Below are 26,215 nucleotides of genomic sequence, written 5' to 3'. Positions count from 1 at the left end.
CGCCCGAACTGATCGGGCACCGTTTATTCGACGAAAGCCGCGCGGGGTTCGATGCCCCGCGCGGCTTTTTTTCTGTTTTTTGGCCGCATTGTGCCGTGCGAAGGTAACAAAATGCGAGTACGCGCCACCGGGCGGTCGGAATCGGAGGCGCTTCGCGATAAAATGCGGCTATTCGACGCTCAGCCGCGCCGTGCCGCCCCGGATTCGACGGGGAGCGAGCGCCGCGCCGGCGTCAGGGCGCACCGGTTTTCATTCCAAGGAGTTCCACAATGCCTCTCGTATCAATGCGTCAATTGCTGGACCACGCGGCAGAGCACGGTTACGGCCTGCCGGCCTTCAACGTGAACAACCTGGAGCAGGTCCAGGCGATCATGGCGGCAGCGGACCAGGTCGGCGCGCCCGTGATCATGCAGGCATCGGCCGGTGCGCGTAAGTACGCGGGCGAGCCGTTCCTGCGCCACCTGATCGAAGCGGCGGTCGAGTCGTATCCGCACATCCCGGTCGTGATGCACCAGGATCACGGCCAGTCGCCGGCCGTCTGTACGGCCGCGATCCGCAGCGGTTTCACCAGCGTGATGATGGACGGTTCGCTCGAAGCCGACGGCAAGACGGTCGCCTCGTACGAATACAACGTCGACGTGTCGCGCAAGGTCGTCGAGATGGCGCACTCGATCGGCGTGACGGTCGAAGCCGAACTCGGCGTGCTCGGCTCGCTCGAGACGATGAAGGGCGACAAGGAAGACGGCCACGGCGCGGAAGGCACGATGACCCGCGAGCAGCTGCTGACCGATCCGGAGCAGGCCGCCGACTTCGTGAAGCTCACGCAGTGCGACGCGCTCGCGATCGCGATCGGTACCTCGCACGGCGCGTACAAGTTCTCGAAGAAGCCGACGGGCGACATCCTGTCGATCCAGCGCATCAAGGAAATCCACGCACGCATCCCGAACACGCACCTCGTGATGCACGGTTCGTCGTCGGTGCCGCAGGAACTGCTGGCCGAGATCCGCGAATTCGGCGGCGACATGAAGGAAACCTACGGCGTGCCGGTCGAGGAAATCCAGGAAGGCATCAAGCACGGCGTGCGCAAGATCAACATCGACACCGACCTGCGTCTCGCGATCACCGGCGCGATCCGCCGCTACCTGTTCGAGAACCCGGGCAAGTTCGATCCGCGCGACTACCTGAAGCCCGCGCGCGAAGCGGCGAAGCAAGTCTGCGTCGACCGCTACCTCGCGTTCGGCTGCGAAGGCCAGGCCGCGAAGATCAAGCCGGTGTCGCTCGACAAGATCGCCGAACAGTACAAGTCCGGCGCGCTCGCGCAGGTCGTGCGCTGAGACTGTAGTACGATTGCCCCGCCCGGTTTCGCGCCGGGCCGGGGCTGACTGCCTTGGGGCCGGATCGGATCCGGCTCCGGCAGCCGTTCCGTCCGGCCGAACAAGGGCCGGCCGGCAACCGACGGGCGTGATCTCCCGGCGGTTCGCCGACGCATTGCAAGACCGCCGTTCCCGCCTGCCGCGGGGAACGGCGTTTCCCTTTTTGTTTGGCTCCTTATCTGCGAAAAGACGATGTCTACCCTTTACGAATCCACGCTCCGCTCGCTGCCGCTCCTCGGTCGCGGCAAGGTCCGCGACAACTACGCGGTCGGCAACGACAAGCTCCTGATCGTCACGACCGATCGCCTGTCGGCATTCGACGTGATCATGGGCGAGCCGATTCCGAACAAGGGCCGCGTGCTGAACCAGATGGCGAACTTCTGGTTCGACAAGCTCGCGCACATCGTGCCGAACCACCTGACGGGCGACGCGCCGGAAGCGGTCGTTGCGGCCGACGAGGTCGAGCAGGTCAAGGGCCGCGCCGTGGTCGTCAAGCGCCTCGAGCCGATCATGATCGAGGCGGTCGTGCGCGGCTACCTGGCCGGCAGCGGCTGGAAGGAATACCAGGCGTCGGGTGCCGTGTGCGGCGTCAAGCTGCCGGAAGGCCTGCAGAACGCGCAGAAGCTGCCCGAGCCGATCTTCACGCCGGCCGCGAAGGCCGAGCTCGGCGAGCACGACGAGAACATCACGTTCGAGGAAACCGAGCGCCGCATCGGCACCGAGCTGGCCGCGACGATCCGCGACATCTCGATCCGCCTGTACAAGGAAGCGGCCGACTACGCGGCGACGCGCGGCATCATCATCGCCGACACGAAGTTCGAATTCGGCCTCGACAACCACGGCAAGCTGTACCTGATGGACGAAGTGCTGACCGCCGATTCGTCGCGCTTCTGGCCGGCCGACCAGTACCAGGTCGGCACCAACCCGCCGTCGTTCGACAAGCAGTTCGTGCGCGACTGGCTCGAGGCGCAGCCGTGGGGCAAGACCGCGCCGGCACCGGCGCTGCCGGCCGACGTCGTCGAGAAGACGGCCGCGAAGTACCAGGAAGCGCTCGAGCGCATCACCGGCCAGCCGCTCGCCTGAAGGAAGGAACGCACGAAATGAGTGAAGTCCAGACTGCCCACACGCACAGCGCGCCGCTCGTCGGCGTGCTGATGGGTTCGAGTTCCGACTGGGACGTGATGAAGAACGCGGTCGCGATCCTGCAGGAATTCGGCGTGCCGTACGAAGCGAAGGTCGTGTCCGCGCACCGGATGCCCGACGAGATGTTCGACTATGCGGAGAAGGCGCGCGAGCGCGGGCTGCGCGCGATCATCGCGGGCGCCGGCGGCGCCGCGCACCTGCCCGGCATGCTGGCCGCGAAGACCACGGTGCCGGTGCTCGGCGTGCCGGTCGCGAGCAAGTACCTGAAGGGCGTCGATTCGCTGCACTCGATCGTGCAGATGCCGAAGGGCGTGCCGGTCGCGACGTTCGCGATCGGCGAGGCCGGCGCCGCGAATGCCGCGCTGTTCGCGGTGTCGATCCTGTCCGGTAACTCGGTCGACTACGCGAACCGGCTCGCCGCGTTCCGCGTGCGCCAGAACGAAGCCGCGCACGCGATGGTGCTGCCGCCGCTCGCGTGACGGCGCACCGGCGGCCGCACTGCCATGCCAGCGGCCGCCTGATCTTCCCCACTGCGGCGGGCGTTGCTCGCCGCGACCGACCACTGACATGACCGCAACTCCTGATTCCGTTTCCCCGATCCTGCCCGGCGCGTGGCTGGGCATGGTCGGCGGCGGCCAGCTCGGCCGCATGTTCTGCTTTGCCGCCCAGTCGATGGGCTATCGCGTCGCCGTGCTCGATCCCGATCCGACGAGCCCCGCCGGCGCGGTCGCCGACCGTCATCTGCGCGCGGCCTACGACGACGAAGCCGCGCTCGCCGAACTCGCCGAACTGTGCGATGCCGTGTCGACCGAATTCGAGAACGTGCCGGCCGCAAGCCTCGATTTCCTCGCGCGCACGACGTTCGTCGCGCCGGCCGGCCGCTGCGTCGCGGTCGCACAGGACCGGATCGCGGAGAAGCGTTTCATCGAGGCGTCGGGCGTGCCGGTCGCGCCGCACGTCGTGATCGAATCGGCGGCGGCACTCGCCGCGCTCGACGATGCCGCGCTCGACGCGGTGCTGCCGGGCATCCTGAAGACGGCGCGCCTCGGCTACGACGGCAAGGGCCAGGTGCGCGTGAGCACCGCGCGGGAAGCGCGCGACGCGCATGCGTCGCTCGGCGGCGTGCCGTGCGTGCTCGAGAAGCGTCTGCCGCTGAAATACGAAGTGTCCGCGCTGATCGCGCGCGGCGCGGACGGCCGCTCGGCCGCGTTCCCGCTCGCGCAGAACGTGCATCACAACGGCATCCTCGCGCTGACGGTCGTGCCGGCGCCGGCCGCCGATGCCGCGCGCGTCGAGGAGGCGCAGCAGGCAGCCGTGCGGATCGCCGATACGCTCGGCTACGTCGGCGTGCTGTGCGTCGAATTCTTCGTGCTGGAAGACGGCTCGTTCGTCGCGAACGAAATGGCGCCGCGCCCGCACAACTCCGGCCACTACACGGTCGATGCGTGCGCAACGAGCCAGTTCGAGCAGCAGGTGCGCGCGATGACGCGCATGCCGCTCGGCAACCCGCGCCAGCATTCGCCGGCCGCGATGCTGAACATCCTCGGCGACGTGTGGTTCCCGAACGGTGCGGCCGAGTCCGTCACGCCGCCGTGGGACACGGTCGCCGCGATGCCGGCCGCGCACCTGCACCTGTACGGCAAGGAAGAAGCGCGCGTCGGCCGCAAGATGGGTCACGTGAACTTCACGGCCGAGACGCGCGACGACGCGGTTGCCGCGGCCACCGCGTGCGCGCAGCTGCTGCGCGTGCCGCTCGACTGAGGCACCGGCCGATGTCCATCGATCTCCCGAACACCGTGACGCCCGCGCAGATCGACGCGGCTGCCGCGCTGCTCGACGCGGGGCAACTCGTCGCATTCCCAACCGAAACCGTGTACGGGCTCGGCGGCGACGCGGCGAATCCCGAGGCCGTCGCGCGCATCTACGCGGCGAAAGGGCGGCCGGCGAACCATCCGGTGATCGTGCATCTGCCGCCCGGCGGCGACCCGGGCTACTGGGCCGACGACCTGCCGGCCGATGCGCAGGCGCTGATCGATGCATTCTGGCCGGGCCCGCTGACGCTGATCCTGAAGCGTCATGCGCGCATTCCGGATGCCGTGAGCGGCGGCCAGGATTCGGTCGGCCTGCGCTGTCCGTCGCATCCGGTCGCGCAGGCGCTGCTGGCCGCGTTCAGCGCGCGGCGCGGCGGCCACGGCGGCGTCGCCGCGCCGTCCGCGAACCGCTTCGGCCACGTGAGCCCGACCACCGCTCAACATGTGCGCGAAGAATTCGGCGACACCGTGCACGTGCTCGACGGCGGTCCGTCGGAAGTCGGCATCGAATCGACGATCCTCGACCTGTCGCGCGGCTTTCCGGCGCTGCTGCGCCCGGGCCACGTGACGCCGCAGCAGATCGCCGACGTGCTCGGCCGCGCGCCGCGCCTGCCCGACGGCAGCGATGCGACCGCGCCGCGTGCGTCCGGCACGCTGAAGGCGCATTACGCGCCGCGCACGCCGCTCGCGCTGCTGCCGTTCGATGCGCTCGAGCCGCTGCTCGCGGCCGCGCAGACCGACGGCGAACGCGTCGCGCTCGTCGCACGCGCGTCGCGCGCGGGACGCTGGGCGCAGGCCGACGGCGTGCATTTCGTCGCGGCGCCGGAAGATCCGCAGGCATATGCGCGCGATCTGTACGGGATGCTGCGCGCGCTCGATCGTGCGCAGGTCGCCCGCATTCTCATCGAGAAGCTGCCCGAGACCGTCGAGTGGATCGCGGTCAACGATCGCCTCGGTCGTGCGGCGGCCGCATTCGAAGCGCAGGGGTGAGCGCGGCAGCGAGGCACGTGCCGGCGCCGTAGGTCGCGCGCCGACGAGCATGCATCGTGCAGCACGTCGGGATCGGAAAAACAAACGCCCGACCGGTGAACCCGGCGGGCGTTTTCACTTGTGTTCGCGTTCGCAGGCGCGAAGCATGCGCCGTCCGGTCCGCAGCAGTTGCGCGGACCGGACGCGGTGCTTACTTGCCGACGCCCGTCGCCGCGATCTGCTTCTCGACGAACTGGGCGATCAGCTGACCCATGTGCGTCGACGGGTGGACCGTGTCGGCGAACATGTAGGTCTGGTCCGCGTTCGCGGTCGTGTAGGTCTGCGGCGAGCAGAACAGCGACGAGCCGAAGGCGGACGGCATCGGCGCGCCGAATGCCTTCGCCGCGTTGACCATCGCCTGCAGGTTGCACGCGGTGCCCGTGTTCGACACCGTGAAGCCGTTCGCCTGGAAATTGGCCGTGATGCCGTCCTGCCACGTGAAAATGTCGAGCAACACGTACTTGGTCGTGTCGACCTTGAGCGCCTGCAGCGTTGCGACGAGCGTCTGATTGAACAGCCCGGACAGCTGCGTGAACGCCGCTTGCGTGCCGCTTGCCACTGCCATTGGCGTGCCGCCGATGTCCGGCATGTTCGACACGAATACGTGCGTGCCGCCTGCCGCGACGATCTGCTGGACGATGCCCGCGTACTGCTGCGCGGCGAGCCCGATCGCCTGCGCCGCCGCGAGCTGCGCGGCCGGCGTGTTGCCTTGCGCCTGCGCGACCTGCGCCTGATAGAAGATGTCGTTTGCGCCGCCGTTGAGCAGCACGATCTGGCCCGCGTTGAAGCTGCCGTGCTGCGACAGGTACTGCTTGAGCTGGTCGGCGATCGGCATCGTGGTCGCCTGCGCGTAGTCGGCGTTCGGCACGCTCGCGTCCGCGTGGCCGATACCGGGCTGCAACGTGACGCGCGAGCCGCCCTGCGCGTAGCCGAGGCCGCCCGTCGCCTGCAGCGGGATGCCGAAGCCGCCCTGGTTGGCGGGCTGCAGCGTGTCGCCGTAGTAGGTTGCGACGAGCTGCGGCCAGACCTGCCCCGGGTTGGTCGTGAAGCGGCCGCCGCCGAAGCCGAGCTTGATCTGCGAGTAGGTGCCGGCGTCCGACAGGCTGTCGCCGAACGACACGATCTGCATCTTCACGCCGGACGGCGGTGTGTTCGACGCGCTGCTGCTGTTGTTGTCGTCACCGCCGCCGCACGCGGCGAGCAAGGCGAGCGCGGCGCCCGCGATCGCGACTTGCGCGGTGCGCAGCAGGCGTTGGCGGTTGCGCGACGGGAATTGTCGTTGTGACTGCATCGTTCGATCTCCTCGTAGATATGGCCCGATGTATTTCTCATCTGCCGCGCGTCTCCTCAGGTACTGGCTGCGCGGCGGCCGTTGGCTGAAGCGGTTTATTGGTCGCGCACGGCCGCGAGCGGCGTGGTGCGCGGATCGTGGTTTGCGGCCTCGGCGATCTGCGCATGATAAGCGCTCGCCCATTCGGGCGGGCCGAAAATCGCGCGCAGCTTGTTGCGCCATCCATGAACGCGCAACGCGTCGGCCGCCATCGACACCCACTCGTGAAACGTCGCGACGAGCGGGTTGTTCGAGCCGAGCGGCTCGACGATTCCGAATTGCGGCGGATCGTCGGGCGACTCCTCGACGTAGCTGCCGAACAGGCGATCCCAGATCACGAGCACACCTGCGTAATTGCGGTCGATGTAGCGCGGGTTGCGTGCATGGTGCGCGCGATGGATCGACGGCGTATTGAGCACGTATTCGAGCCAGCCGAGCTTGCCGATCGCCTGCGTGTGCACGAAGAACTGGAACGCGAGGTTGATCAGCACGACGCCGACGATCTGCTGCGGCGGAAAGCCGAGGAACGCGAGCGGCAGCCAGAACGCCCACATGCCCGCGACGGGATACATCAGGCTCTGCCGGAACGCGGTCGAGAAATTCATCCGCTCGGACGAGTGGTGCACGACGTGCGCGGCCCACAGCCAGCGCACGCGATGGCTCGCGCGATGGAACCCGTAGTAGAGGAGATCCTGGCCGACGAACAGCACGGCGAACGACAGCCAGCCGTCGTGCCACGTGAACAGCCGGTAATGTGCGTAGCAGTACGCATAAACGGGGATCACGAACAGCCACGCGAGCTTGTCGGCGGCCTGGTGCATCAGCGCGAGCGCCGCATTGCACAGCGTGTCGCGCCACGCATAGAGATGATCCTGCGCGCGCGTGCGGGCGAGGTGCCAGGCCTCCCACGCGATGCAGAGCAGGAAGACGGGCGCCAGCGCGAGCAGAAGCAATTCGACGTCGAATCGCATGGACGTGTCTCCTCCTTTCCCCTGCAAGCCGTGAGGCCGGGCGTATGGCCCGTTGTAGATATCGGTCAGGCCAACAGCCTACGCAATCGGCACGCGCTAGGCGAGGGGGCAGCGTAGAGGGTTCCCTCTGAGCGGCTCAAACCGGTCGCTTCGCGCCGGGCCGCCGAGGGGACTTCCTGCGGGGCGGAAAACCTGGGGCGGCCCGGCGTTTTCTTGAGGACGGGGTCTCAACGGAAGCCATGCGGAACGGGGCCGCACGGTGCGGCCCCGTTTCATGGACACGGCTGGCGGGCGCTGCGCTGCGCGCCGGCGGCCGGGACCGTTTCAAACTGCACGGGGAGAACGCCCGGAGGCGGGACGCCCCGACAGGTGGCGCCGCCCGCGACCGACTCGAGCCGGCAGCGCGGCATGCGTGCGCCGCGTCGCGGCGCGTGCGTCGTCAGTGCGCGCCCGCGTAGATCCATTCGAGCAGCGTGTCGTGCGCCGCACGTGCGCCTTCGGCGCGATCGTCGTTGATGAAGCTGACGACGACGTAGCTCTGCCCGTCGGCGCCCGCGACGTAGCCCGCGATCGCGCGCACGTCGCGCAGCGTGCCGGTCTTGATGTGCGCGTTGCCGAGCACGCCCGCGTTGGTGAGACGGTTCTTCATCGTGCCGTCGATGCCGGCGATCGGCAGCGAATCGATGAACGCCTGCGCGACGGGGCTCGCGTTCGCGGCCTGCAGCAGCGCGGCGAGCGACTGCGCGCTCACGTGTTCTTCGCGCGACAGGCCCGAGCCGTTCTCGAGGTCGAGATCGGGCATCGCGATCCCGCTCTTCTGCAGGAACGCGCGAATCGCGCGGCTCGACTGCTCGGGCGTCGCGGGCGGCTTGCCGGCGACCGCGCCGATCGTCAGGAACAGGTTGCGCGCCATCACGTTGTTGCTGAACTTGTTGATGTCGTAGACGATGCCCCCGAGCACGGGGCTGTGATGGACCGCGAGCGGCCGTGCGGTGGTCGGCACCTTGCCTTCGCTGACGGGGCCCGCGATCGTGCCGCCGTCCTGCTGCCACAGCGCGAGGAAGCCGCGTGCGAAGAACGTCGTGTGATCGAGGATCGCGAGGTTCGTGGTGTGCGCGCCGCAGCGCAGCGGATAGTCGCCGGCGAACGAGGCGGTCATGATGTCGCCGCCGGCCGACAACGTCGGACGCGCGGCCGCGGCCGCCGCGCCGCACGACCCGGTGCCTTCGACCAGCTGGTTGTCGATCGACAGGTTCGCGAGCGGCGGCAGCACGTCGACGGCGATCTTGCCGTCGTCGCCCGGCGTCACCGTGAACGACACGGCCTTGAACGCATACAGCAGCGGATCGGGGCCGACGTTGTACGGCGCACTCACGTCATCGTCGAACGACGGCAGGTCGCGCGTCGACGCGGCGAAATAGCTCTTGTCGAGCACGAGGCCGCCGGCCACGCGCTTGATGCCCGCCTTGCGGATCTTGTCGACGAGGTCGATCAGTTCCTCCGGTACGAGCTTCGGATCGCCGGTGCCCTTGATGTAGAGGTTGCCCTGCAGCGTGCCGTCCGGATCGACCGGGCCGTCCGCGTACGCGGTGGTGCGCCAGCGGAAGTCGGGGCCGAGGATCGACAGGCCCGAGAAGGTCGTGACGAGCTTCATCGTCGACGCCGGCAGCATCGGCCGGCTTGCGTTCCACGCGATCAGCGGCTCGGGATCGCCGACGCGCTCGACGACGACGCTCATCGCCGAGGCCGGCACCTTCGCGCGCTGCAGTGCCACGAGCACGGACGCCGGCAGGCCGGCCGCCCGCGCGGCGGGCGACACCACGGCGGTCTTGCGCGCATCCTTGTGGGACTTCTTGCGGGCCTGCGCGGACGGGGCGAACGCAAGGGCCGTGCAGGTGGCGACGACGGCGGCCGCCCGCAGGAAGGGGCGGGCGCGGGGGGCGAACCGGGCGGAAAAATCGGAAATCGGCATGGGCGAATACGGGAAAAGCATCGGGCTCGGGCAGGGCGCGCGCGGCGCCGGAGCGCACATTGTAGAGACAAGTGCGCACGTGCCCCTTGCAATCCGCCTTTCTGTTGCATTGCAGGGGGCGCACGCGATTCGCGGCGCTACAATGGTCGCCATGTCTTACTCGTCAGATGGGTTCCGGTTCCGATGCGGATTCTGCTTGTTGAAGACGATCGAATGATCGCCGAGGGCGTACGCAAGGCGTTGCGCGCCGACGGCTTCGCGGTCGACTGGGTGCAGGACGGCGACGCCGCGCTCACGGCGCTCGGCGGCGAGACGTACGACCTGCTGCTGCTCGACCTCGGCCTGCCGAAGCGCGACGGCATCGACGTGCTGCGCACGCTGCGTGCGCGCGGGCAGTCGCTGCCGGTGCTGATCGTCACCGCGCGCGATGCGGTGGCCGATCGCGTGAAGGGGCTCGACGCGGGCGCCGACGACTACCTCGTCAAGCCGTTCGACCTCGACGAACTGGGCGCGCGGATGCGCGCGCTGATCCGCCGCCAGGCGGGGCGCAGCGAGTCGCTGATCCGCCACGGCGCGCTGACGCTCGATCCCGCGTCGCACCAGGTGACGCTCGACGGCGCGCCCGTCGCGCTGTCCGCGCGCGAGTTCGCGCTGCTCGAGGCGCTGCTCGCGCGGCCCGGCGCGGTGCTGTCGAAAAGCCAGCTCGAGGAAAAGATGTACGGCTGGGGCGAGGAGATCGGCAGCAACACGGTCGAGGTCTACATCCACGCGCTGCGCAAGAAGCTCGGCTCGGACCTGATCCGCAACGTGCGCGGGCTCGGCTACATGGTCGTCAAGGAAAGCTGACGCGTGCGGTCGATTCGTCATCAACTATTGATCTGGCTGCTCGCGATCGTCGTCGCGGGCGTGGGCGCCGCGGGCTGGCTGATCTACCGGCAGGCGCTCGCCGAAGCGAACGAGCTGTTCGACTACCAGCTGCAGGAAATCGCCGCGGCGCTGCCGTCCGAGCCGTTTTCGCAGGTGTTCGGTTCGCGCACCAACGGCGACGAAGGCATCGTGATCCAGATCTGGAACCGCAACGGCGTGCTGATGTACTTCTCGCATCCGCGCGCGCCGATCGCGCCGCGCGCGGAACTCGGCTTCTCGACCGAGCGCACCGATCGCGGCGAATGGCGCGTGTACGGCGCGATCGTCGGCGACAACGTCGTGCAGCTGGCGCAGCCGCTGTCGGTGCGCAACCGGCTCGCGGCGAACGTCGCGCTGCGCACGCTGTGGCCGCTGATCGTGCTGCTGCCGTTTCTTGGCGCGGCGGTCTGGATGATCGTCGGGCAAGGACTCGCGCCGCTCGAGCGCCTCACGCGCGCGGTCGAGGCGCGCCGGCCGGAAGCGCTCGATCCGTTGCCCGATGCGCGCCTGCCGCTCGAGGTGCAGCCGCTCGTGCGCGCGCTGAACGGGCTGCTCGCGCGGCTCGCGGCCGCGCTCGACACGCAGAAGGCCTTCGTCGCCGACGCCGCGCACGAACTGCGCACGCCGCTCGCGGCCGTGCAGATCCAGGCGCAGCTCGTCGCGCGCGCGAAGGACGACACGTCGCGCCGCGAGGCGCTCGCCGATCTGCAGGACGGCGTCACGCGCGCGACGCGCCTCGCCGAGCAATTGCTCGCGCTCGCGCGCGCCGAACCGGACGGCGCGACGATGCGCGAGCCGGTCGACCTGCAGGCGCTGCTGGTCGAATGCGTGGCCGCGCATGCACCGCTCGCGCAACGGCACAGCATCGATCTCGGCTTCGAGGAGACGCGCGCGGCGACCGTCGTCGCGGACGTCGGCGCGCTGCGCGTGATGTTCGGCAACCTGCTCGACAACGCGGTGAAGTACACGCCGGACGGCGGCCGCATCGACGTGTCGCTGACGCGCGACGCGGCAGGCCGCGCGTGCGTGCAGATCGGCGACAGCGGCCCCGGCATCCCGGCCGAAGAGCGCGAGCGCGTGTTCGACCGCTTCTACCGCGACAGCTCCGCGCGGGCGCGGGCCGACGTGTCGGGCAGCGGGCTGGGGCTCGCGATCGTCAAGCGCGTGGCGGCGCAGCAGGGCGCGACCGTGACGCTCGGCGACGCGGCCGCGGGCGGCCTGCTCGTGAGTGTCGTGTTCCGCGATGCCGAGCTGCCGCAGCCGGCGCCGCAGGCGTCCGAATCCGTATGACGAACGGCACACCGCGCGGGCGCCGCGCGGTAGCGGCGGCCTAAGCCCCGCTCAAGGTCGATTAAGCCTCCTTTAAGTCAGCGTCGTTACGCTGCGTCCTAACAACGAGGAGGTCCTACGATGAACACCCGATTCCTTGCGCGCGGCGCCGTCGCGGTCGCCGTGGCGGCCGCCCTGTCCGCCGGCTATGTCGCGGGCACCCGCCGCGCCGATCCGCAGATCATCACGCCCGCGCAGGCCGCCGCGCTGATGCCGGCCGAGGCCGCGGCGAAGACCGGCATTCCCGATTTCTCCGGGCTGGTCGAAACCTACGGCCCGGCGGTCGTGAACATCAGCGCGAAGCACGTCGTGAAGCAGGTGTCGCGGCGCGTGCCGCAGCCGCAGCTGCCGATGGATCCGAGCGATCCGTTCTACCAGTTCTTCAAGCACTTCTACGGCCAGGTGCCGGGCATGGGCGGCGACACGCAGCCGGACGACCAGCCGAGCGCGAGCCTCGGGTCGGGATTCATCGTCAGCTCGGACGGGTACATCCTCACCAATGCGCACGTGATCGACGGCGCGAACGTCGTCACGGTCAAGCTGACCGACAAGCGCGAGTACAAGGCGAAGGTCGTCGGCGCCGACAAGCAGTCCGACGTGGCGGTGCTGAAGATCGACGCGAGCGGCCTGCCGACCGTGAAGATCGGCGACCCGGCACAGAGCAAGGTCGGCCAGTGGGTCGTCGCGATCGGTTCGCCGTACGGCTTCGACAACACGGTCACGTCCGGCATCATCAGCGCGAAATCGCGTGCGCTGCCCGACGAGAACTACACGCCGTTCATCCAGACCGACGTGCCGGTGAACCCCGGCAACTCGGGCGGCCCGCTGTTCAACCTGCAGGGCGAGGTGATCGGCATCAACTCGATGATCTACTCGCAGACGGGCGGCTTCCAGGGCCTGTCGTTCGCGATCCCGATCAACGAGGCGATCAAGGTCAAGGACGAGCTCGTGAAGACCGGCCACGTGAGCCGCGGCCGCCTCGGCGTCGCCGTGCAGGGGCTGAACCAGACGCTCGCGAGCTCGTTCGGGCTGCAGAAGCCGGACGGCGCGCTCGTCAGCTCGGTCGACCCGAATGGCCCGGCCGCGAAGGCCGGCCTGCAGCCGGGCGACGTGATCCTCGCGGTCAACGGTTCGCCGGTGGCCGACTCCACGTCGCTGCCCGCGCAGATCGCGAACCTGAAGCCGGGCTCGAAGGCCGACCTGCAGGTGTGGCGCGACAAGTCGACGAAGTCGATCAGCGTGACGCTCGGCGCGATGACCGACGCAAAGCTGGCATCGAACGACGGCGGCCCCGTCGAGCAGGGGCGCCTCGGCGTCGCGGTGCGGCCGCTCACGCCGCAGGAGCGCAGCGCCGCCAACCTGTCGCACGGCCTGATCGTGCAGCAGGCCGGCGGCCCGGCAGCCAGCGCGGGCATCCAGCCCGGCGACGTGATCCTCGCGGTCAACGGCCGCCCGGTTACCAGTCCCGAGCAGTTGCGCGACGCGGTCAAGGGAGCAGGCAACAGTCTTGCTCTCCTGATCCAGCGGGATAATGCACAGATCTTCGTGCCGGTCGACCTGAGCTGACCGGCGGCCGTTGCGGGCCGGCCTGGCCGGCCCCGACGGGCGTCGCCGGCGTTCGGCCCGTGGTGCTGTGTTCCGACCCGAAAGGAGGGAGCCATGCAATATCTACGCAACGTGTCCCGATTTGCCGTCGCGGCGGCGCTGGCCGCCGGCTTCGCCGCCGCCGCGCCCGGCGCGTACGCGCAATCGGACGGCTTGCCCGCGGCGAGCCAGCAGGGCGATGTCAGCTACGTGTCGGGCGGCATCGGCAAGGATCAATCGACGGCATTCGAGAGCAACGAGGCGGCGTGGCCGCTGGCGCTGCGGTTCACCGGCAAGGGCGGCGAATACCTGGCCGACGTCCATGTGCGGATCGTCGACGGCAAGGGCACCGAGCTGCTGGCGACGGACGCGCGCGGGCCCTACATGCTCGTGAAGCTGCCGCCGGGGCGCTACACCGTGCACGCGTCGTACCAGGGCAGCGACGAATCGCGCGCGGTCACGGTCGGCGCGAAGGGCGGCGCGAAGGTCGCGTTCCAGTGGAGTGCGCAGTAGCGCGTCGCGCACAGGCCCGGCCGGGCCGCGCAATCGGGCCCAGTTTCGCCCATAATGAAAGCCACGGCACTTGTGCCGTGGCTTTTTCGTTTCCTGCCCCCGGCTTGCGCGCCGGGACCGCCGCCCGGAGGAGAAACGATGTCCGATGCTGCCGACCCTCGCCTCGAAATCGTGCCGAACCGCCATCGCGTGCGCGTGATCCATCGCGGCATCACGTATGCCGATTCGCACGGCGCGCTGACCGTGCGCGAAACGGGCCTGCCGGATATCCATTACCTGCCGCGTGGCGACGTGAACATGCACCGGCTCGTGAAGTCGAGCGTCACGACGGACTGTCCGCTGAGGGGCCGGGCCGTGTATTTCGACCTGCAGACCGAAGACGGCGTGATCGAGAGCGCCGCATGGAGTTACGAGGAACCGGGGTCGACCGTGTCTGCGCTTGCGCACTACGTCGCCTTCGACGTCGCACGGGTCGACAGTCTCGTCGAGACGTCCTGATGCGGCGCGTGTTCATCGGGGAGGCATCATGGAACTGAACGACACGTTACGCGTACCGCTCGCGCCGGCCGTCGTGCGGGCGGCGCTCGAGGATCTCGCGCTGCTGCGGGCGAGCTTCGATCATTGCGAATCGTTCGTGAAGCTCGCGCGCGGCGAGTTCGCGCTGACCATCACGGTGCCGCTCGGCCCGCTGCGCGCGCGCTACGACGTGCGTGCGCATTCGGCGAGCGAGCAGGGCGACGCGGAAGGGCAGCCGCGCCGCGTGCTCAACTTCAAGGCGCGGGCCGACGGCCTCGGCGCGCTGCGCGGGCAGGTCGAGCTCGTGCTGCGGCCGGACGATGACGACGCGGCCGCGACGTGCATCGAATACGTGGTGTGGGCGACGGCGAGCGGGCCGCTCGCCGAGCTGCCGGCGCGGCAGATCGAGAACGCGCTGCACGAGTGGACGGACGATTTCTTCCGCGAATTCTGCGCGGTCGTGCAGGCGAAGCACGGTCTCGTGCCGAACCGCGCGCGCTCGAGCCCGCAGCGTCGCCAGCATGTGTTCCTGCGGCCGGCGTCGCTGATGGCCGCGGCGAAGCGTCCGCTGCCGCCGCACCTTGGCGGCGCGCTCGGCGGCCGCGCCGCGAGCGCCGTGCATCATCGCGAATCGGGCCCGCTGCCCGTCTGGGCGTGGGCAGCGATCGTCGTGTTCGTGGCGCTGCTGCTGTACGCGGCGCGCTGGATCAACGGCGCCTGAGCGCCTGCGCGCACCGCCGCGTTGCCTCATTGTCCGGCCGTTCGCCGGCCGGTCGCCGGCGGCGCGGCCGCCGCTAGCGTCGGGCGTCGGGCCCGGCGCCGCGAAATTCCCGCCGATATGCCGACGGCGACGTGCCGAGCGCGCCCGCGAAATGCTGGCGCAGCGACACGCTCGAGCCGTAGCCGGCCGCTTGCGCGATCGCGTCGATCGATTGTCCGGTGGTTTCCAGCAGATGCTGCGCGCGCGTGAGCCGCTCGGCCTGCAGCCACGCGGTGACGGTCGTACCCGTTGCCTGGCGGAAGTGGCGCGTGAAGGTGCGCCGGCTCATCAGCACGCGTTCGGCGAGCGAATCCACACTGTGCGCGACGTCGAGATGCGCGCGCACCCAGTCGAGCAGGCCCGCGAGGCGCGCGTCGCGCGGATGCGCGGCGACCGGCTGCGGCACGTATTGCGCCTGGCCGCCCTGGCGGTGCGGCGGGATCACGAGACGCCGCGCGATCCGGTTCGCGGCGTCCGAGCCGAAGCGCCGCCGCACGACGTGCAGGCAGCAGTCGAGCCCCGCGGCCGTGCCGGCCGACGTCATCAGGTTGCCGTCGTCGACGTACAGCACGTCGGGGTCGAGCTTCACGCGCGGAAAGCGCTGCGCGAAGTCGTCGGCCCACGCCCAGTGCGTCGTGGCCGGGCGCCCGTCGAGCAGCCCGGCCGCGGCGAGCACGTACGCGCCGAGGCACAGGCCGACCACCTGCGCGCCGCGCGCGGCGGCCGCGCGTACCGCGTCGACCAGCGCGTCCGGCGGCGCTTCGTCGGGATCGCGCCATGCCGGCACGATGACGATGTCCGCGTCGTCGAGCGCGTCGAGCCCGTACGGCGCGGTGATCGTGAAGCCGCCCGTCGTCGACAGCGGGCCGCGCTCGGCCGAGCACACGCGGAACTCGAACGCGGGCATCGCGGCCGCATCGCGCTCCTTGCCGAACACGACGGACGGCACCGACAGGTGGAACGGGCTGATGCCGTCGTATGCGATCACGGCGACGACGGTCGGGGCGGGGGCAACGGACGACGCAGCGGCGCGCATGACGGGCTCCGGAGTGGCGATGGCCCGATTCTATCGAAGAATGGCTATCGGGCCACTGGCCGCCGACGCGACGCAATCCGACAATGCATCGCATCGCGCTGCTGTCCGCCCCGTTCCGGAGCGGGGCGGCGCGGCCGAACCCGGAGCCTGCCATGTCGAACGCCGTATCGTCTTCCGCTTCCCGCCGTGCCCTGATCGTGATCGATGTCCAGAACGAATACGTGACGGGCAACCTGCCTATCGAATATCCGCCCGTCGACGTGTCGCTGGCGAACATCGGCCGCGCGATCGACGCCGCGCACGCGGCCGGCGTGCCGGTGATCGTCGTCCAGCACGTCGCGCCGGCGGGCGCGCCGATCTTCGCACCGGGCACCGACGGTGTCGCGCTGCATCCGGTCGTCGCCGACCGGCCGTATGCACACCTGATCGTGAAGGCGCAGGCCAGTTCGTTCGCCGGCACCGATCTCGCCGCGTGGCTCGACGCGCACGGCATCGATACGCTCGCGGTCGCCGGCTACATGACGCACAACTGCAATGCGTCGACGGTCTATCACGCGGCCCACGCGGGGCTCGCCGTCGAATACCTGGCGGACGCGACCGGCGCGTTGCCGTACGAGAACGAAGCGGGCGCGGCGAGCGCCGAAGAGATTCACCGCGCGTACACGGTGGTGTTCCAGTCGAATTTCGCGGCCGTGATGTCGACCGACGCGTGGATCGCGGGACTCGGCGGCGCGGCGATGCCGACGCGCGATTCGGTGGCCGCGTCGAACCGGCGGGCCCGCACGCAACGCGCGAAGGCGGCCTGAGCCGGTCAGTCGCCCGTCTTCAGCATCGCCGGGCTGTAACGCATCATGTCGAAGCAGCCGTCGACGAGCTGTTCAGCATGCTGCTCGGCGTCGATCTCGTCGGGCAGCATCAGCATGTCGCGCACGAAACCGCTGACGAGCGTGTGCAGCATCAGCGTCGCGCGCCACGTGTCGAGCCGCTCGGGCAGCAGCTTGAGCCGCACGGCGCCCGCGAGATCGGCATCGATCGCGTGCAGCGCCTCGCTCATCCCCGCGCGGTTGCGCTGCAGCAGCGGTTCCATGTCCGCGACGTACTCGCACTTCATGAACAGGATGCTGAACACGCGCCGCAACTGCGAGTCGCGCTGCACGCCGAGCAGGCACCAGATCAGGATCTTGCGGATCTTCTCCAGCGGATTGCCGCCGGGCGCGTCGAGCGGCATCCGCTTGAGTTCGTCGATCGGCAGGAACACGCGGTCGAACATCGCGTCGAACAGCTCGCTCTTGTTCGCGAAATGCCAGTAGATCGCGCCGCGCGTCACGCCGGCGTGCTTGGCGATGTCCGCGAGCGACGTGTGCGACACGCCCTTCTCGAAGAACACGTGTTCGGCGGCGTCGAGAATGCGGTTGCGCGTCTCGAGCGCCTCCTCCTTGGTGCGTCTGACCATGTGCAGGCCTGAATGGATCGATCGTAGGTGAATATAGGGTCCGTAACCCTCGTCGCGGCTGTGCGGACGGGCTATGCTTGCGACTCGTAATAATTCGTAAGACTTGGCGGTGGGAGACGGACGAGCGGGCTTTTTACATACATTCGTGAATGTATATACAATACCACCCTACGATCGAATGACCAAAGTGGCAATCAGTTAATATCCCACTCTGCTGATTCCCGCCAAAGTACCAGTCCGCAGTTCGCGGCATCTCGTCGGCATGGAGGTCTCGTGCCGACCTGCTGTATCCAGTAGTCCAGTAATTCAGGTGTTCGATCTGCGCCGCGAGGCGCATCCGTGTGGCGCTCCGTCCGTGCGCCGCACTCATTCCATTGGTTACACACAGAGGTCGCTCCATGCGCGTCGAACGGGTTCCATACCGCTTGATCACTGTCGCGGCAGCCGCGGTTTTCCTGGCTGCATGCGGAAAAAAAGAATCGGCACCGCCGCCGCAAACGCCGGAAGTCGGCGTCGTCACCGTCCAGCCGCAAGCCGTGCCGGTCTATAGCGAACTGCCGGGCCGTACCAGCGCATTCCTCGTTGCGCAGGTCCGCGCGCGGGTCGACGGCATCGTGCTGCGCCGTGAATTCACCGAGGGCACCGACGTCAAGGCCGGCCAGCGTCTGTACAAGATCGATCCGGCGCCGTACCTCGCTGCATTGAACAGCGCGAAGGCGACGCTCGCGAAGGCGCAGGCGAACCTCGTCACGCAGAACGCGCTGGTCGCGCGCTACAAGGTGCTGGTGGCCGCGAACGCGGTCAGCAAGCAGGAATACGACAACGCGGTGGCCACCCAAGGCCAGGCCGCGGCGGACGTCGCGGCCGGCAAGGCGGCGGTCGACACCGCGCAGATCAATCTCGGCTACACGGACGTGGTCTCGCCGATCACCGGCCGCGTCGGCATTTCGCAGGTGACGCCGGGCGCGTACGTGCAGGCGAGCCAGGCGACGCTGATGTCGACGGTGCAGCAGCTCGATCCGGTCTATGTCGACCTGACGCAGTCGAGCCTCGACGGGCTGAAGCTGCGCCAGGACGTGCAGAGCGGCCGCCTGAAGACGAGCGGCCCGGGCGCGGCGAAGGTGTCGCTGATCCTGGAAGACGGCAAGACGTACTCCGAAGCCGGCAAGCTGCAGTTCTCCGACGTGACGGTCGACCAGGCCACCGGCTCGGTGACGATTCGCGCGGTCTTCCCGAACCCGGGCCGCGTGCTGCTGCCGGGGATGTTCGTTCGCGCACGGATCGAGGAAGGCGTGAACGAGAACGCGTTCCTGGTGCCGCAGATCGGCGTCACGCATGACCAGAAGGGCCAGGCGATCGCGATGGTGGTGAACGCGAGCAACAAGGTCGAGCCGCGTCCGCTGAAGACGGCGGGCATGCGCGGCCAGGACTGGATCGTCGAAGGCGGTCTGCAGGCGGGCGACCACGTGATCGTGCAGGGGGGCGAGAAGGTGCGTCCGGGCGCGACCGTGAAGTCGGTGGAGGCACAACTCGCACCGGCGGCCGGTGCCGCATCGGGTGTCGCCGCTGCCACCGCCGCGCCGGCTGCCGCCGGTTCCGGCGCCGCCGCCGCGTCCGGCGCCGCCGCATCGGGCGCAGCGCCGGCGAGCGCCGCCGCTGCTTCGAGCGCGCAATAACAGGGAGCCTGTTTCATGGCAAAGTTTTTTATCGATCGCCCGATCTTCGCGTGGGTGATCGCCATCATCCTGATGCTGGCCGGGGTTGCGGCGATCTTCACGCTGCCGATCGCGCAGTATCCGACGATCGCGCCGCCATCGATCCAGATCACCGCGAACTACCCGGGCGCTTCCGCGAAGACGGTGGAAGACACGGTGACGCAGGTGATCGAGCAGCAGATGAGCGGTCTCGACAACTTCCTGTACATGTCGTCGACGAGTGACGACTCGGGCAACGCCACGATCACGCTGACGTTCGCGCCGGGCACCAACGCCGACATCGCGCAGGTTCAGGTGCAGAACAAGCTGTCGCTCGCGACGCCGGTTCTGCCGCAGGTCGTGCAGCAGCTCGGTCTGTCGGTCACGAAGTCGAGCAGCAGCTTCCTGCTGGTGCTCGCCTTCAACTCCGAAGACGGCAGCATGAACAAGTACGACCTCGCGAACTTCGTGGCGTCGCACGTGAAGGATCCGATCAGCCGGTTGAACGGCGTCGGTACCGTCACGCTGTTCGGCTCGCAGTACGCGATGCGGATCTGGCTCGACCCGACCCGCCTGACGAACTACGGCCTCACGCCGGTCGACGTGACGAGCGCGATCACCGCGCAGAACGTGCAGATCGCGGGCGGCCAGATCGGCGGCACGCCGGCCAAGCCGGGCACCGTGCTGCAGGCGACGATCACCGAATCGACGCTGCTGCAGACGCCCGAGCAGTTCGGCAACATCCTGCTGAAGGTCAACCAGGACGGCTCGCAGGTGCGCCTGAAGGACGTCGCGCAGATCGGCCTCGGCGGCGAAAACTACAACTTCGACACGAAGTACAACGGTCAGCCGACCGCGGCACTCGGTATCCAGCTCGCGACCAACGCGAACGCGCTCGCGACCGCGAAGGCCGTGCGCGCGAAGATCGACGAGCTCGCACCATTCTTCCCGCACGGCCTCGTCGTGAAGTATCCGTACGACACGACGCCGTTCGTGAAGCTGTCGATCGAGGAAGTGGTCAAGACGCTGCTCGAAGGTATCGTGCTCGTGTTCCTCGTGATGTATCTGTTCCTGCAGAACCTGCGGGCGACGATCATCCCGACGATCGCGGTGCCGGTCGTGCTGCTCGGCACGTTCGCGATCATGTCGCTGGTGGGCTTCTCGATCAACACGCTGTCGATGTTCGGCCTCGTGCTCGCGATCGGCCTGCTGGTGGACGATGCGATCGTGGTGGTCGAGAACGTCGAGCGCGTGATGGCGGAAGAGGGGCTGTCGCCGAAGGAGGCGACCCGCAAGGCGATGGGCCAGATCACCGGCGCACTCGTCGGCGTGGCGCTCGTGCTGTCGGCGGTGTTCGTGCCGGTCGCGTTCTCCGGCGGGTCGGTCGGCGCGATCTATCGTCAGTTCTCGCTGACGATCGTGTCGGCGATGGTGCTGTCGGTGCTGGTCGCGTTGATTCTGACGCCGGCCCTGTGCGCGACGATCCTCAAGCCGATCCCGCAGGGCCATCACGAAGAGAAGAAGGGCTTCTTCGGCTGGTTCAACCGCACGTTCAACAACAGCCGCGACAAGTACCACGTCGGCGTGCACCACGTGATCAAGCGCTCGGGCCGCTGGCTCATCATCTACCTGGTCGTGATCGTCGCGGTCGGCCTGCTGTTCGTGCGCCTGCCGAAGTCGTTCCTGCCCGATGAAGACCAGGGCCTGATGTTCGTGATCGTGCAGACGCCGTCGGGTTCGACGCAGGAAACGACCGCGAAGACGCTCGCGAACATTTCCGACTACCTGCTGAAGGACGAGAAGGAAATCGTCGAATCGGCGTTCACGGTCAACGGCTTCAGCTTCGCCGGCCGCGGCCAGAACTCGGGCCTCGTGTTCGTGCGCCTGAAGGACTACTCGCAGCGCCAGCACGCGAACCAGAAGGTCCAGGCGCTGATCGGCCGGATGTTCGGGCGCTATTCGGGCTACAAGGACGCGATCGTGATCCCGTTCAACCCGCCGTCGATTCCGGAACTCGGCACCGCCGCCGGCTTCGACTTCGAGCTGACGGACAACGCCGGTCTCGGCCACGACGCGCTGATGGCCGCGCGCAACCAGCTGCTCGGGATGGCCTCGAAGGATCCGACGCTGCAGGGCGTGCGTCCGAACGGGCTGAACGACACGCCGCAGTACAAGGTCGACATCGATCGCGAGAAGGCGAATGCGCTCGGCGTGACGGCGGATGCGATCGACCAGACGTTCTCGATCGCGTGGGCGTCGAAGTACGTGAACAACTTCCTCGACACCGACGGCCGGATCAAGAAGGTGTACGTGCAGTCGGATGCGCCGTTCCGGATGACGCCGGAGGACATGAACATCTGGTACGTGCGCAACGGGTCGGGCGGGATGGTGCCGTTCAGCGCGTTCGCGACCGGTCACTGGACGTACGGTTCGCCGAAGCTCGAGCGTTACAACGGCGTGTCGGCGATGGAAATCCAGGGTCAGGCCGCACCGGGCAAGTCGACCGGTCAGGCGATGACCGCGATGGAAGGGCTCGCGAAGAAGCTGCCGGTCGGTATCGGCTATTCGTGGACCGGCCTGTCGTTCCAGGAAATCCAGTCCGGCTCGCAGGCGCCGATCCTGTACGCGATCTCGATCCTCGTCGTGTTCCTGTGTCTCGCGGCACTGTATGAAAGCTGGTCGATCCCGTTCTCGGTGATCATGGTGGTGCCGCTCGGCGTGGTCGGCGCACTGCTCGCGGCGACGATGCGCGGCCTCGAGAACGACGTGTTCTTCCAGGTCGGCCTGCTGACCACGGTGGGCTTGTCCGCGAAGAACGCGATCCTGATCGTCGAGTTCGCGCGCGAACTGCAGATGACGGAGAAGATGGGGCCGATCGAGGCCGCGCTGGAAGCGGCGCGCCTGCGGCTGCGTCCGATCCTGATGACGTCGCTCGCGTTCATTCTCGGCGTGATGCCGCTCGCGATCAGCAACGGCGCGGGTTCGGCGAGCCAGCACGCGATCGGCACCGGCGTGATCGGCGGGATGATCACGGCGACGTTCCTCGCGATCTTCATGATCCCGATGTTCTTCGTGAAGATCCGCGCGATCTTCAGCGGCGAGAAGGAAGACGTCGACCAGGCGCTGCGTCTGGCTCAGGAGCACTCGCACCACGAAGAGAAGCCGGGCAACGGCGACGAAGGCAACAAGGGACAGTGATGATGCAAAAACACGCTTTGACTGCAATCGCGGTCGCGCTGCTGGCCACGGGCTGCACGATGGCGCCGCACTACACGCGGCCCGACGCGCCCGTCGCGCAGGCGTACCCGGCCGGCGGCGTCTATGCGACGCAGCCGGGCGCTGCCGGCGCGCGCAGCGCGAACGGCCAGGCGGCGACCGCCATCGGCTGGCGCGAATTCTTCGTCGATCCGCGCCTGCAGCGGCTGATCGAGATCGCGCTGAAGAACAACCGCGACCTGCGCGTGTCGGTGCTGAACATCGAGGCGGCGCGCGCGCAGTACCAGATCACGCGCGCGGGCCTGTTCCCGACGCTCGACGGTACGGGCACGGGCAGCATCCAGCGCGTACCGCAGGGCCTGTCGCAGACGGGTGCGCCGTATATCTCGCGGGCCTACAACGTCGGCGTTTCCGCGTCGTGGGAACTCGACCTGTTCGGTCGCGTGCAGAGCCTGAAGGACCAGGCGCTCGCGCAGTACCTGTCGACGTCGTACGCACGGCAGGCCGCCGAGATCTCGCTGGTGTCGCAGGTGGCGGATCAGTACCTGACGCTGCTGTCGACCGACGACCTGCTGCAGGTCACGGAAAACACGCTGAAGTCGGCCCAGGCATCCTACGACCTGACCAAGCTGCAGTTCGACAACGGCACGGGCTCCGAGCTCGAGCTGCGTCAGGCGCAGACGGTCGTCGAGACGGCGCTCGCGAACCAGCAGGCGCAGGCGCGCGCGCGTGCGCAGGCACTGAACGCGCTGGTGGTGCTGATCGGCGAGCCGCTGCCGGACGATCTGCCGGCGGGCATGCCGCTCGACGCGCAGAACCTGCTGACGGACGTGCCGGCCGGTCTGCCGTCCGACCTGCTGACGCGTCGTCCGGACGTGATGCAGGCCGAGCAGACGCTGCTGGCCGCGAACGCGAACATCGGCGCGGCGCGTGCGGCGTTCTTCCCGCGCATCTCGCTGACGGGCGCGTTCGGCACCGGCAGCCCGACGCTGGGCGGCCTGTTCAAGGCCGGCACCGCGGCATGGTCGTTCGCGCCGCAGATCACGATGCCGATCTTCGAAGGCGGGCAGAACATCGCGAACCTGAACCTCGCGAACGTGCAGAAGCGCATCGAGATCGCCAACTACGAGAAGGCGATCCAGTCGGCGTTCCGCGAAGTGTCGGACGGGCTGGCAGCACGCGGCACGTACGACCAGCAGATCGCCGCGCTCGAGCGCAACGAGCACGCGCAGCAGCGTCGCTTCGAGCTGTCGGACCTGCGCTACAAGAACGGTGTCGACAGCTACCTGTCGGTGCTGACCGCGCAGACCGACCTGTACTCGGCGCAGCAGTCGCTGATCAGCGCGCGCCTGGCACGCTGGACGAACCTCGTCACGCTGTACCGCGCACTGGGCGGCGGCTGGATCCAGCGCGCGGGCGAGACGCCGCGCGCACCGGACGAGACGGTCGACTACGACAAGGCGGCTGCTCCGGCCGCCGCGTCGGCGGCAGCGACGAACGGGTAAGCACGACGGCGGGCAGGGGCGGGCGACCGCGCCGGTTCGCCGAAGTCGCGGTCCCCGGGATGCGACAACGCCACGGACGAAGGTCCGTGGCGTTTTTTTTATGCGGTCGGTTTGCCGCGACGGCGGATCGTCATCGCGGCGATCGCCGGCGTCACCACGACCATCGCCCGGCCGGCCGCCGCGAAGCAAAACGCCACGGCAAGCCGTGGCGTTTTTCCTTTACCGTATCGCGCCGTCCTTCGGCGCGTCCGGGTCGGACCGATCAGTGATGCACGTCGGCCGGGCGTCCGTCGAAGTCGTGTCCTGCGCGGCGGATCTCGCAACGCGCGTCCTTCTCGCCCTTCACGCCGTTGAACACGACGTTCAGGATCACGGCGGTGGCCGACGCGAGCAGGATGCCGCTGTGCAGGATCGGGGCGAGCGCGGGCGGCAGCTTCGAGAAGAAGTGCGGCGACACGACCGGCACGAGGCCCATGCCGACGCTCACGGCGACGATGAACAGGTTGTGCGAGTTGTTCACGAAGTCGACCTTCGACAGCACCTTGATGCCGTTCGCGGCCACCATCCCGAACATCACGATGCCCGCGCCGCCGAGCACGAACGGCGGCACCGACGCGACGACCTGCGCCATTTTCGGGAACAGGCCGAGCAGCACCAGGATCACGCCGCCCGTCGCGCAGACGAACCGGCTCTTCACGCCCGTCACGCCGATCAGGCCGACGTTCTGCGAGAACGACGTATGCGGGAACGAGTTGAAGATGCCGCCGATCAGCGTGCCGAGGCCGTCGACGCGCAGGCCGCGTACGAGGCGCTCCTGGTTGACCGGACGATCGACCATGTCGCCGACCGCGAGGAACATGCCGGTCGATTCGATGAACGTGACGAACATCACCGTGACCATCGTCGCGATCGACAGCGGGTCGAAGTGCGGCAGGCCGAAGTGGAACGGCATCACGAAGCCGACCCACGGTGCGTGCGCGACGCCGTCGGTATTCACGCGGCCGATCGCGAACGCGATCACGAAGCCGGCGACGATGCCGAGCAGCACCGAGATGTTCGCGAGGAAGCCGCGGCCGTACTTGTTGATCAGCAGGATCAGCGTGAGCACGAGCAGCGACAGGCCGAGGTAGACGGGGCTGCCGTATTCGGGGTTGCCGACGCCGCCGGCTGCCCAGTTGATCCCGACTTCCATCAGCGACAGCCCGATCACCGCGATCACCGTGCCGACCACGACCGGCGGGAAGAACCGCAACAGCTTGCCGATCATCGGCGCGAGCACGATGCCGATGATGCCGGCCGCGATGGTCGAGCCGAAGATGTCGAGAATGCCGAGGCCGGGGTTGGTGCCGATCGCGATCATCGGGCCGACGGCCGCGAACGTGCAGCCCATGATGACGGGCAGGCGGATTCCGAAGATCCACAGGCCGAGCGTCTGGATCAGCGTGGCGATGCCGCACGAAAACAGATCGGCGCTGATCAGGAACGCGATCTGGTCTTTCGGCAGCTTCAGCGCGCCGCCGACGATAAGCGGCACGGCGACGGCGCCGGCGTACATGACGAGGACGTGCTGGAGACCAAGCGTTACAAGCTTGCCGGTCGGCAGCACCTCATCGCACGGATGGACCGTGTTCGATTGCATCTGTCTCACTCCATGATCTTGTTTTCGGGGTGGTACGAAGTTATGCGGAATGCCACATCGCAACAAGAGCGCTGGGTTCTATTCCGTTCTTTGCTGGTTCGATATGCCTGGTCGGCATGAAACAGGGTGTCGATCATCGGGAAACTGCCGCTGGAGTGAGGTTCCCCGGTTTTATAGCCCTTCAAAATAGTGCGGACCCCCATGTCAAATATCGGCTGCTTTATGGTGTGTATCGCGAACGCGGCATAGTGGCAAAAACGACCGGCGAGAAATCGCGCCGGGTTAACCCGCGAGCGGCTGTTTTGGCGGGCAAGGTGCAGCCCGGCGAGGCCGGTCGTGCGCGGCCGTGTTTTCGCGTCGCCGCGCGGCCGAAAGCGCCGCAAGAATCGGGGCGTATGCCGCGATCCCGCTATCATCGAGATCCGTTCACTCGAC

Annotated in this window: 21 protein-coding genes; 15 read left to right on the top strand and 6 right to left on the bottom strand. The window is 68.3% G+C overall.

Annotation, left to right across the window (positions count from 1 at the left end; translation table 11 throughout):
• The first annotated feature begins 269 nt into the window (after positions 1-269).
• From fba to NQV17_RS21465, 5 genes are all read left to right on the top strand, one after another.
• Positions 270-1,334, top strand: coding sequence for a class II fructose-bisphosphate aldolase (gene fba / locus NQV17_RS21485; protein WP_044844503.1), 1,065 nt, complete (start codon positions 270-272; stop codon positions 1,332-1,334).
• A gap of 231 nt (positions 1,335-1,565) precedes the next feature.
• Positions 1,566-2,456, top strand: coding sequence for a phosphoribosylaminoimidazolesuccinocarboxamide synthase (locus NQV17_RS21480; RefSeq protein ID WP_044844502.1), 891 nt, complete (start codon positions 1,566-1,568; stop codon positions 2,454-2,456).
• Between the two features lie 17 nt (positions 2,457-2,473).
• Complete coding sequence (purE, locus tag NQV17_RS21475) at positions 2,474-2,995, top strand: 5-(carboxyamino)imidazole ribonucleotide mutase (RefSeq protein ID WP_044844501.1); 522 nt, start codon at positions 2,474-2,476, stop codon at positions 2,993-2,995.
• Between the two features lie 88 nt (positions 2,996-3,083).
• Positions 3,084-4,277 carry a 5-(carboxyamino)imidazole ribonucleotide synthase gene (locus tag NQV17_RS21470; RefSeq protein WP_257773797.1) on the top strand — a complete coding sequence of 398 codons (1,194 nt, stop codon included), beginning with the start codon at positions 3,084-3,086 and terminating at the stop codon, positions 4,275-4,277.
• A gap of 11 nt (positions 4,278-4,288) precedes the next feature.
• On the top strand, positions 4,289-5,317 hold the full coding sequence (locus NQV17_RS21465) for an L-threonylcarbamoyladenylate synthase (RefSeq protein WP_257773796.1): 1,029 nt from the start codon (positions 4,289-4,291) through the stop codon (positions 5,315-5,317).
• A 190-nt stretch (positions 5,318-5,507) separates the two neighbouring features.
• Here NQV17_RS21465 and NQV17_RS21460 read toward each other — a convergent pair whose 3' ends face one another.
• From NQV17_RS21460 to dacB, 3 genes are all read right to left on the bottom strand, one after another.
• On the bottom strand, positions 5,508-6,647 hold the full coding sequence (locus NQV17_RS21460; protein WP_257773795.1) for an SGNH/GDSL hydrolase family protein: 1,140 nt from the start codon (positions 6,645-6,647) through the stop codon (positions 5,508-5,510).
• 95 nt (positions 6,648-6,742) lie between these two features.
• On the bottom strand, positions 6,743-7,657 hold the full coding sequence (locus NQV17_RS21455; protein WP_257773794.1) for a sterol desaturase family protein: 915 nt from the start codon (positions 7,655-7,657) through the stop codon (positions 6,743-6,745).
• A gap of 439 nt (positions 7,658-8,096) precedes the next feature.
• Positions 8,097-9,629, bottom strand: a complete 1,533-nt coding sequence (gene dacB / locus NQV17_RS21450; RefSeq protein ID WP_257773793.1) for a D-alanyl-D-alanine carboxypeptidase/D-alanyl-D-alanine-endopeptidase — start codon at positions 9,627-9,629, stop codon at positions 8,097-8,099.
• Between the two features lie 183 nt (positions 9,630-9,812).
• On the opposite strand from dacB, the gene NQV17_RS21445 reads away from it, so the two are divergent.
• The 6 genes from NQV17_RS21445 to NQV17_RS21420 all read left to right on the top strand — a co-directional run bounded on the left by NQV17_RS21445 (position 9,813) and on the right by NQV17_RS21420 (position 15,198).
• A complete protein-coding gene (locus NQV17_RS21445) occupies positions 9,813-10,475 on the top strand; it encodes a response regulator (RefSeq protein ID WP_044844495.1) in 663 nt (220 codons plus the stop codon).
• A 3-nt stretch (positions 10,476-10,478) separates the two neighbouring features.
• Positions 10,479-11,825 (top strand): ATP-binding protein, encoded by a 1,347-nt coding sequence (locus NQV17_RS21440; protein ID WP_124570686.1) that lies wholly within the window; start codon positions 10,479-10,481, stop codon positions 11,823-11,825.
• 120 nt (positions 11,826-11,945) lie between these two features.
• Positions 11,946-13,430 carry a DegQ family serine endoprotease gene (locus tag NQV17_RS21435; protein ID WP_044844493.1) on the top strand — a complete coding sequence of 495 codons (1,485 nt, stop codon included), beginning with the start codon at positions 11,946-11,948 and terminating at the stop codon, positions 13,428-13,430.
• Positions 13,431-13,523: 93 nt separating this feature from the next.
• The gene (locus tag NQV17_RS21430; protein ID WP_124570685.1) at positions 13,524-13,961 is read left to right on the top strand and encodes a carboxypeptidase-like regulatory domain-containing protein; all 438 of its coding nucleotides are present in this window, start codon (positions 13,524-13,526) and stop codon (positions 13,959-13,961) included.
• Positions 13,962-14,099: 138 nt separating this feature from the next.
• The gene (locus NQV17_RS21425) at positions 14,100-14,459 is read left to right on the top strand and encodes a DUF427 domain-containing protein (protein WP_257773792.1); all 360 of its coding nucleotides are present in this window, start codon (positions 14,100-14,102) and stop codon (positions 14,457-14,459) included.
• A gap of 28 nt (positions 14,460-14,487) precedes the next feature.
• Positions 14,488-15,198, top strand: a complete 711-nt coding sequence (locus tag NQV17_RS21420) for a CoxG family protein (protein WP_257773791.1) — start codon at positions 14,488-14,490, stop codon at positions 15,196-15,198.
• 73 nt (positions 15,199-15,271) lie between these two features.
• On the opposite strand, the gene NQV17_RS21415 is transcribed toward NQV17_RS21420, so the two are convergent.
• Entirely contained in the window at positions 15,272-16,273 is a 1,002-nt protein-coding gene (locus NQV17_RS21415) for a helix-turn-helix domain-containing protein (protein WP_257773790.1), read from the bottom strand.
• Between the two features lie 152 nt (positions 16,274-16,425).
• Between NQV17_RS21415 and NQV17_RS21410 the strand changes: the two genes are divergently transcribed.
• Complete coding sequence (locus NQV17_RS21410) at positions 16,426-17,079, top strand: cysteine hydrolase family protein (RefSeq protein WP_257773789.1); 654 nt, start codon at positions 16,426-16,428, stop codon at positions 17,077-17,079.
• A 5-nt stretch (positions 17,080-17,084) separates the two neighbouring features.
• Here the strand turns inward: NQV17_RS21410 and NQV17_RS21405 are convergent, their stop codons facing one another.
• Positions 17,085-17,726 carry a TetR family transcriptional regulator gene (locus NQV17_RS21405; protein ID WP_257773788.1) on the bottom strand — a complete coding sequence of 214 codons (642 nt, stop codon included), beginning with the start codon at positions 17,724-17,726 and terminating at the stop codon, positions 17,085-17,087.
• A gap of 398 nt (positions 17,727-18,124) precedes the next feature.
• Here NQV17_RS21405 and NQV17_RS21400 point away from each other — a divergent pair, with 398 nt between their 5' ends.
• The 3 genes from NQV17_RS21400 to NQV17_RS21390 are packed head-to-tail and all read left to right on the top strand — an operon-like array spanning position 18,125 to position 24,141.
• Entirely contained in the window at positions 18,125-19,402 is a 1,278-nt protein-coding gene (locus tag NQV17_RS21400; RefSeq protein WP_257773787.1) for an efflux RND transporter periplasmic adaptor subunit, read from the top strand.
• Between the two features lie 15 nt (positions 19,403-19,417).
• Positions 19,418-22,618, top strand: a complete 3,201-nt coding sequence (gene bpeB / locus NQV17_RS21395) for an efflux RND transporter permease BpeB (RefSeq protein ID WP_044844486.1) — start codon at positions 19,418-19,420, stop codon at positions 22,616-22,618.
• A complete protein-coding gene (locus NQV17_RS21390) occupies positions 22,618-24,141 on the top strand; it encodes an efflux transporter outer membrane subunit (RefSeq protein ID WP_257773786.1) in 1,524 nt (507 codons plus the stop codon). The genes bpeB and NQV17_RS21390 overlap by 1 nt, the downstream gene beginning before the upstream one ends.
• A gap of 262 nt (positions 24,142-24,403) precedes the next feature.
• On the opposite strand, the gene NQV17_RS21385 is transcribed toward NQV17_RS21390, so the two are convergent.
• Positions 24,404-25,780, bottom strand: coding sequence for a nucleobase:cation symporter-2 family protein (locus tag NQV17_RS21385; RefSeq protein ID WP_257773785.1), 1,377 nt, complete (start codon positions 25,778-25,780; stop codon positions 24,404-24,406).
• Between the last annotated feature and the right edge of the window lie 435 nt (positions 25,781-26,215).

This window comes from Burkholderia sp. SCN-KJ (assembly GCF_024656005.1).
In the GTDB taxonomy this organism is placed as follows: domain Bacteria; phylum Pseudomonadota; class Gammaproteobacteria; order Burkholderiales; family Burkholderiaceae; genus Burkholderia.
Note: the sequence above shows the minus strand (reverse complement) of the source record. Positions and strands in the feature narration are given on the sequence as shown.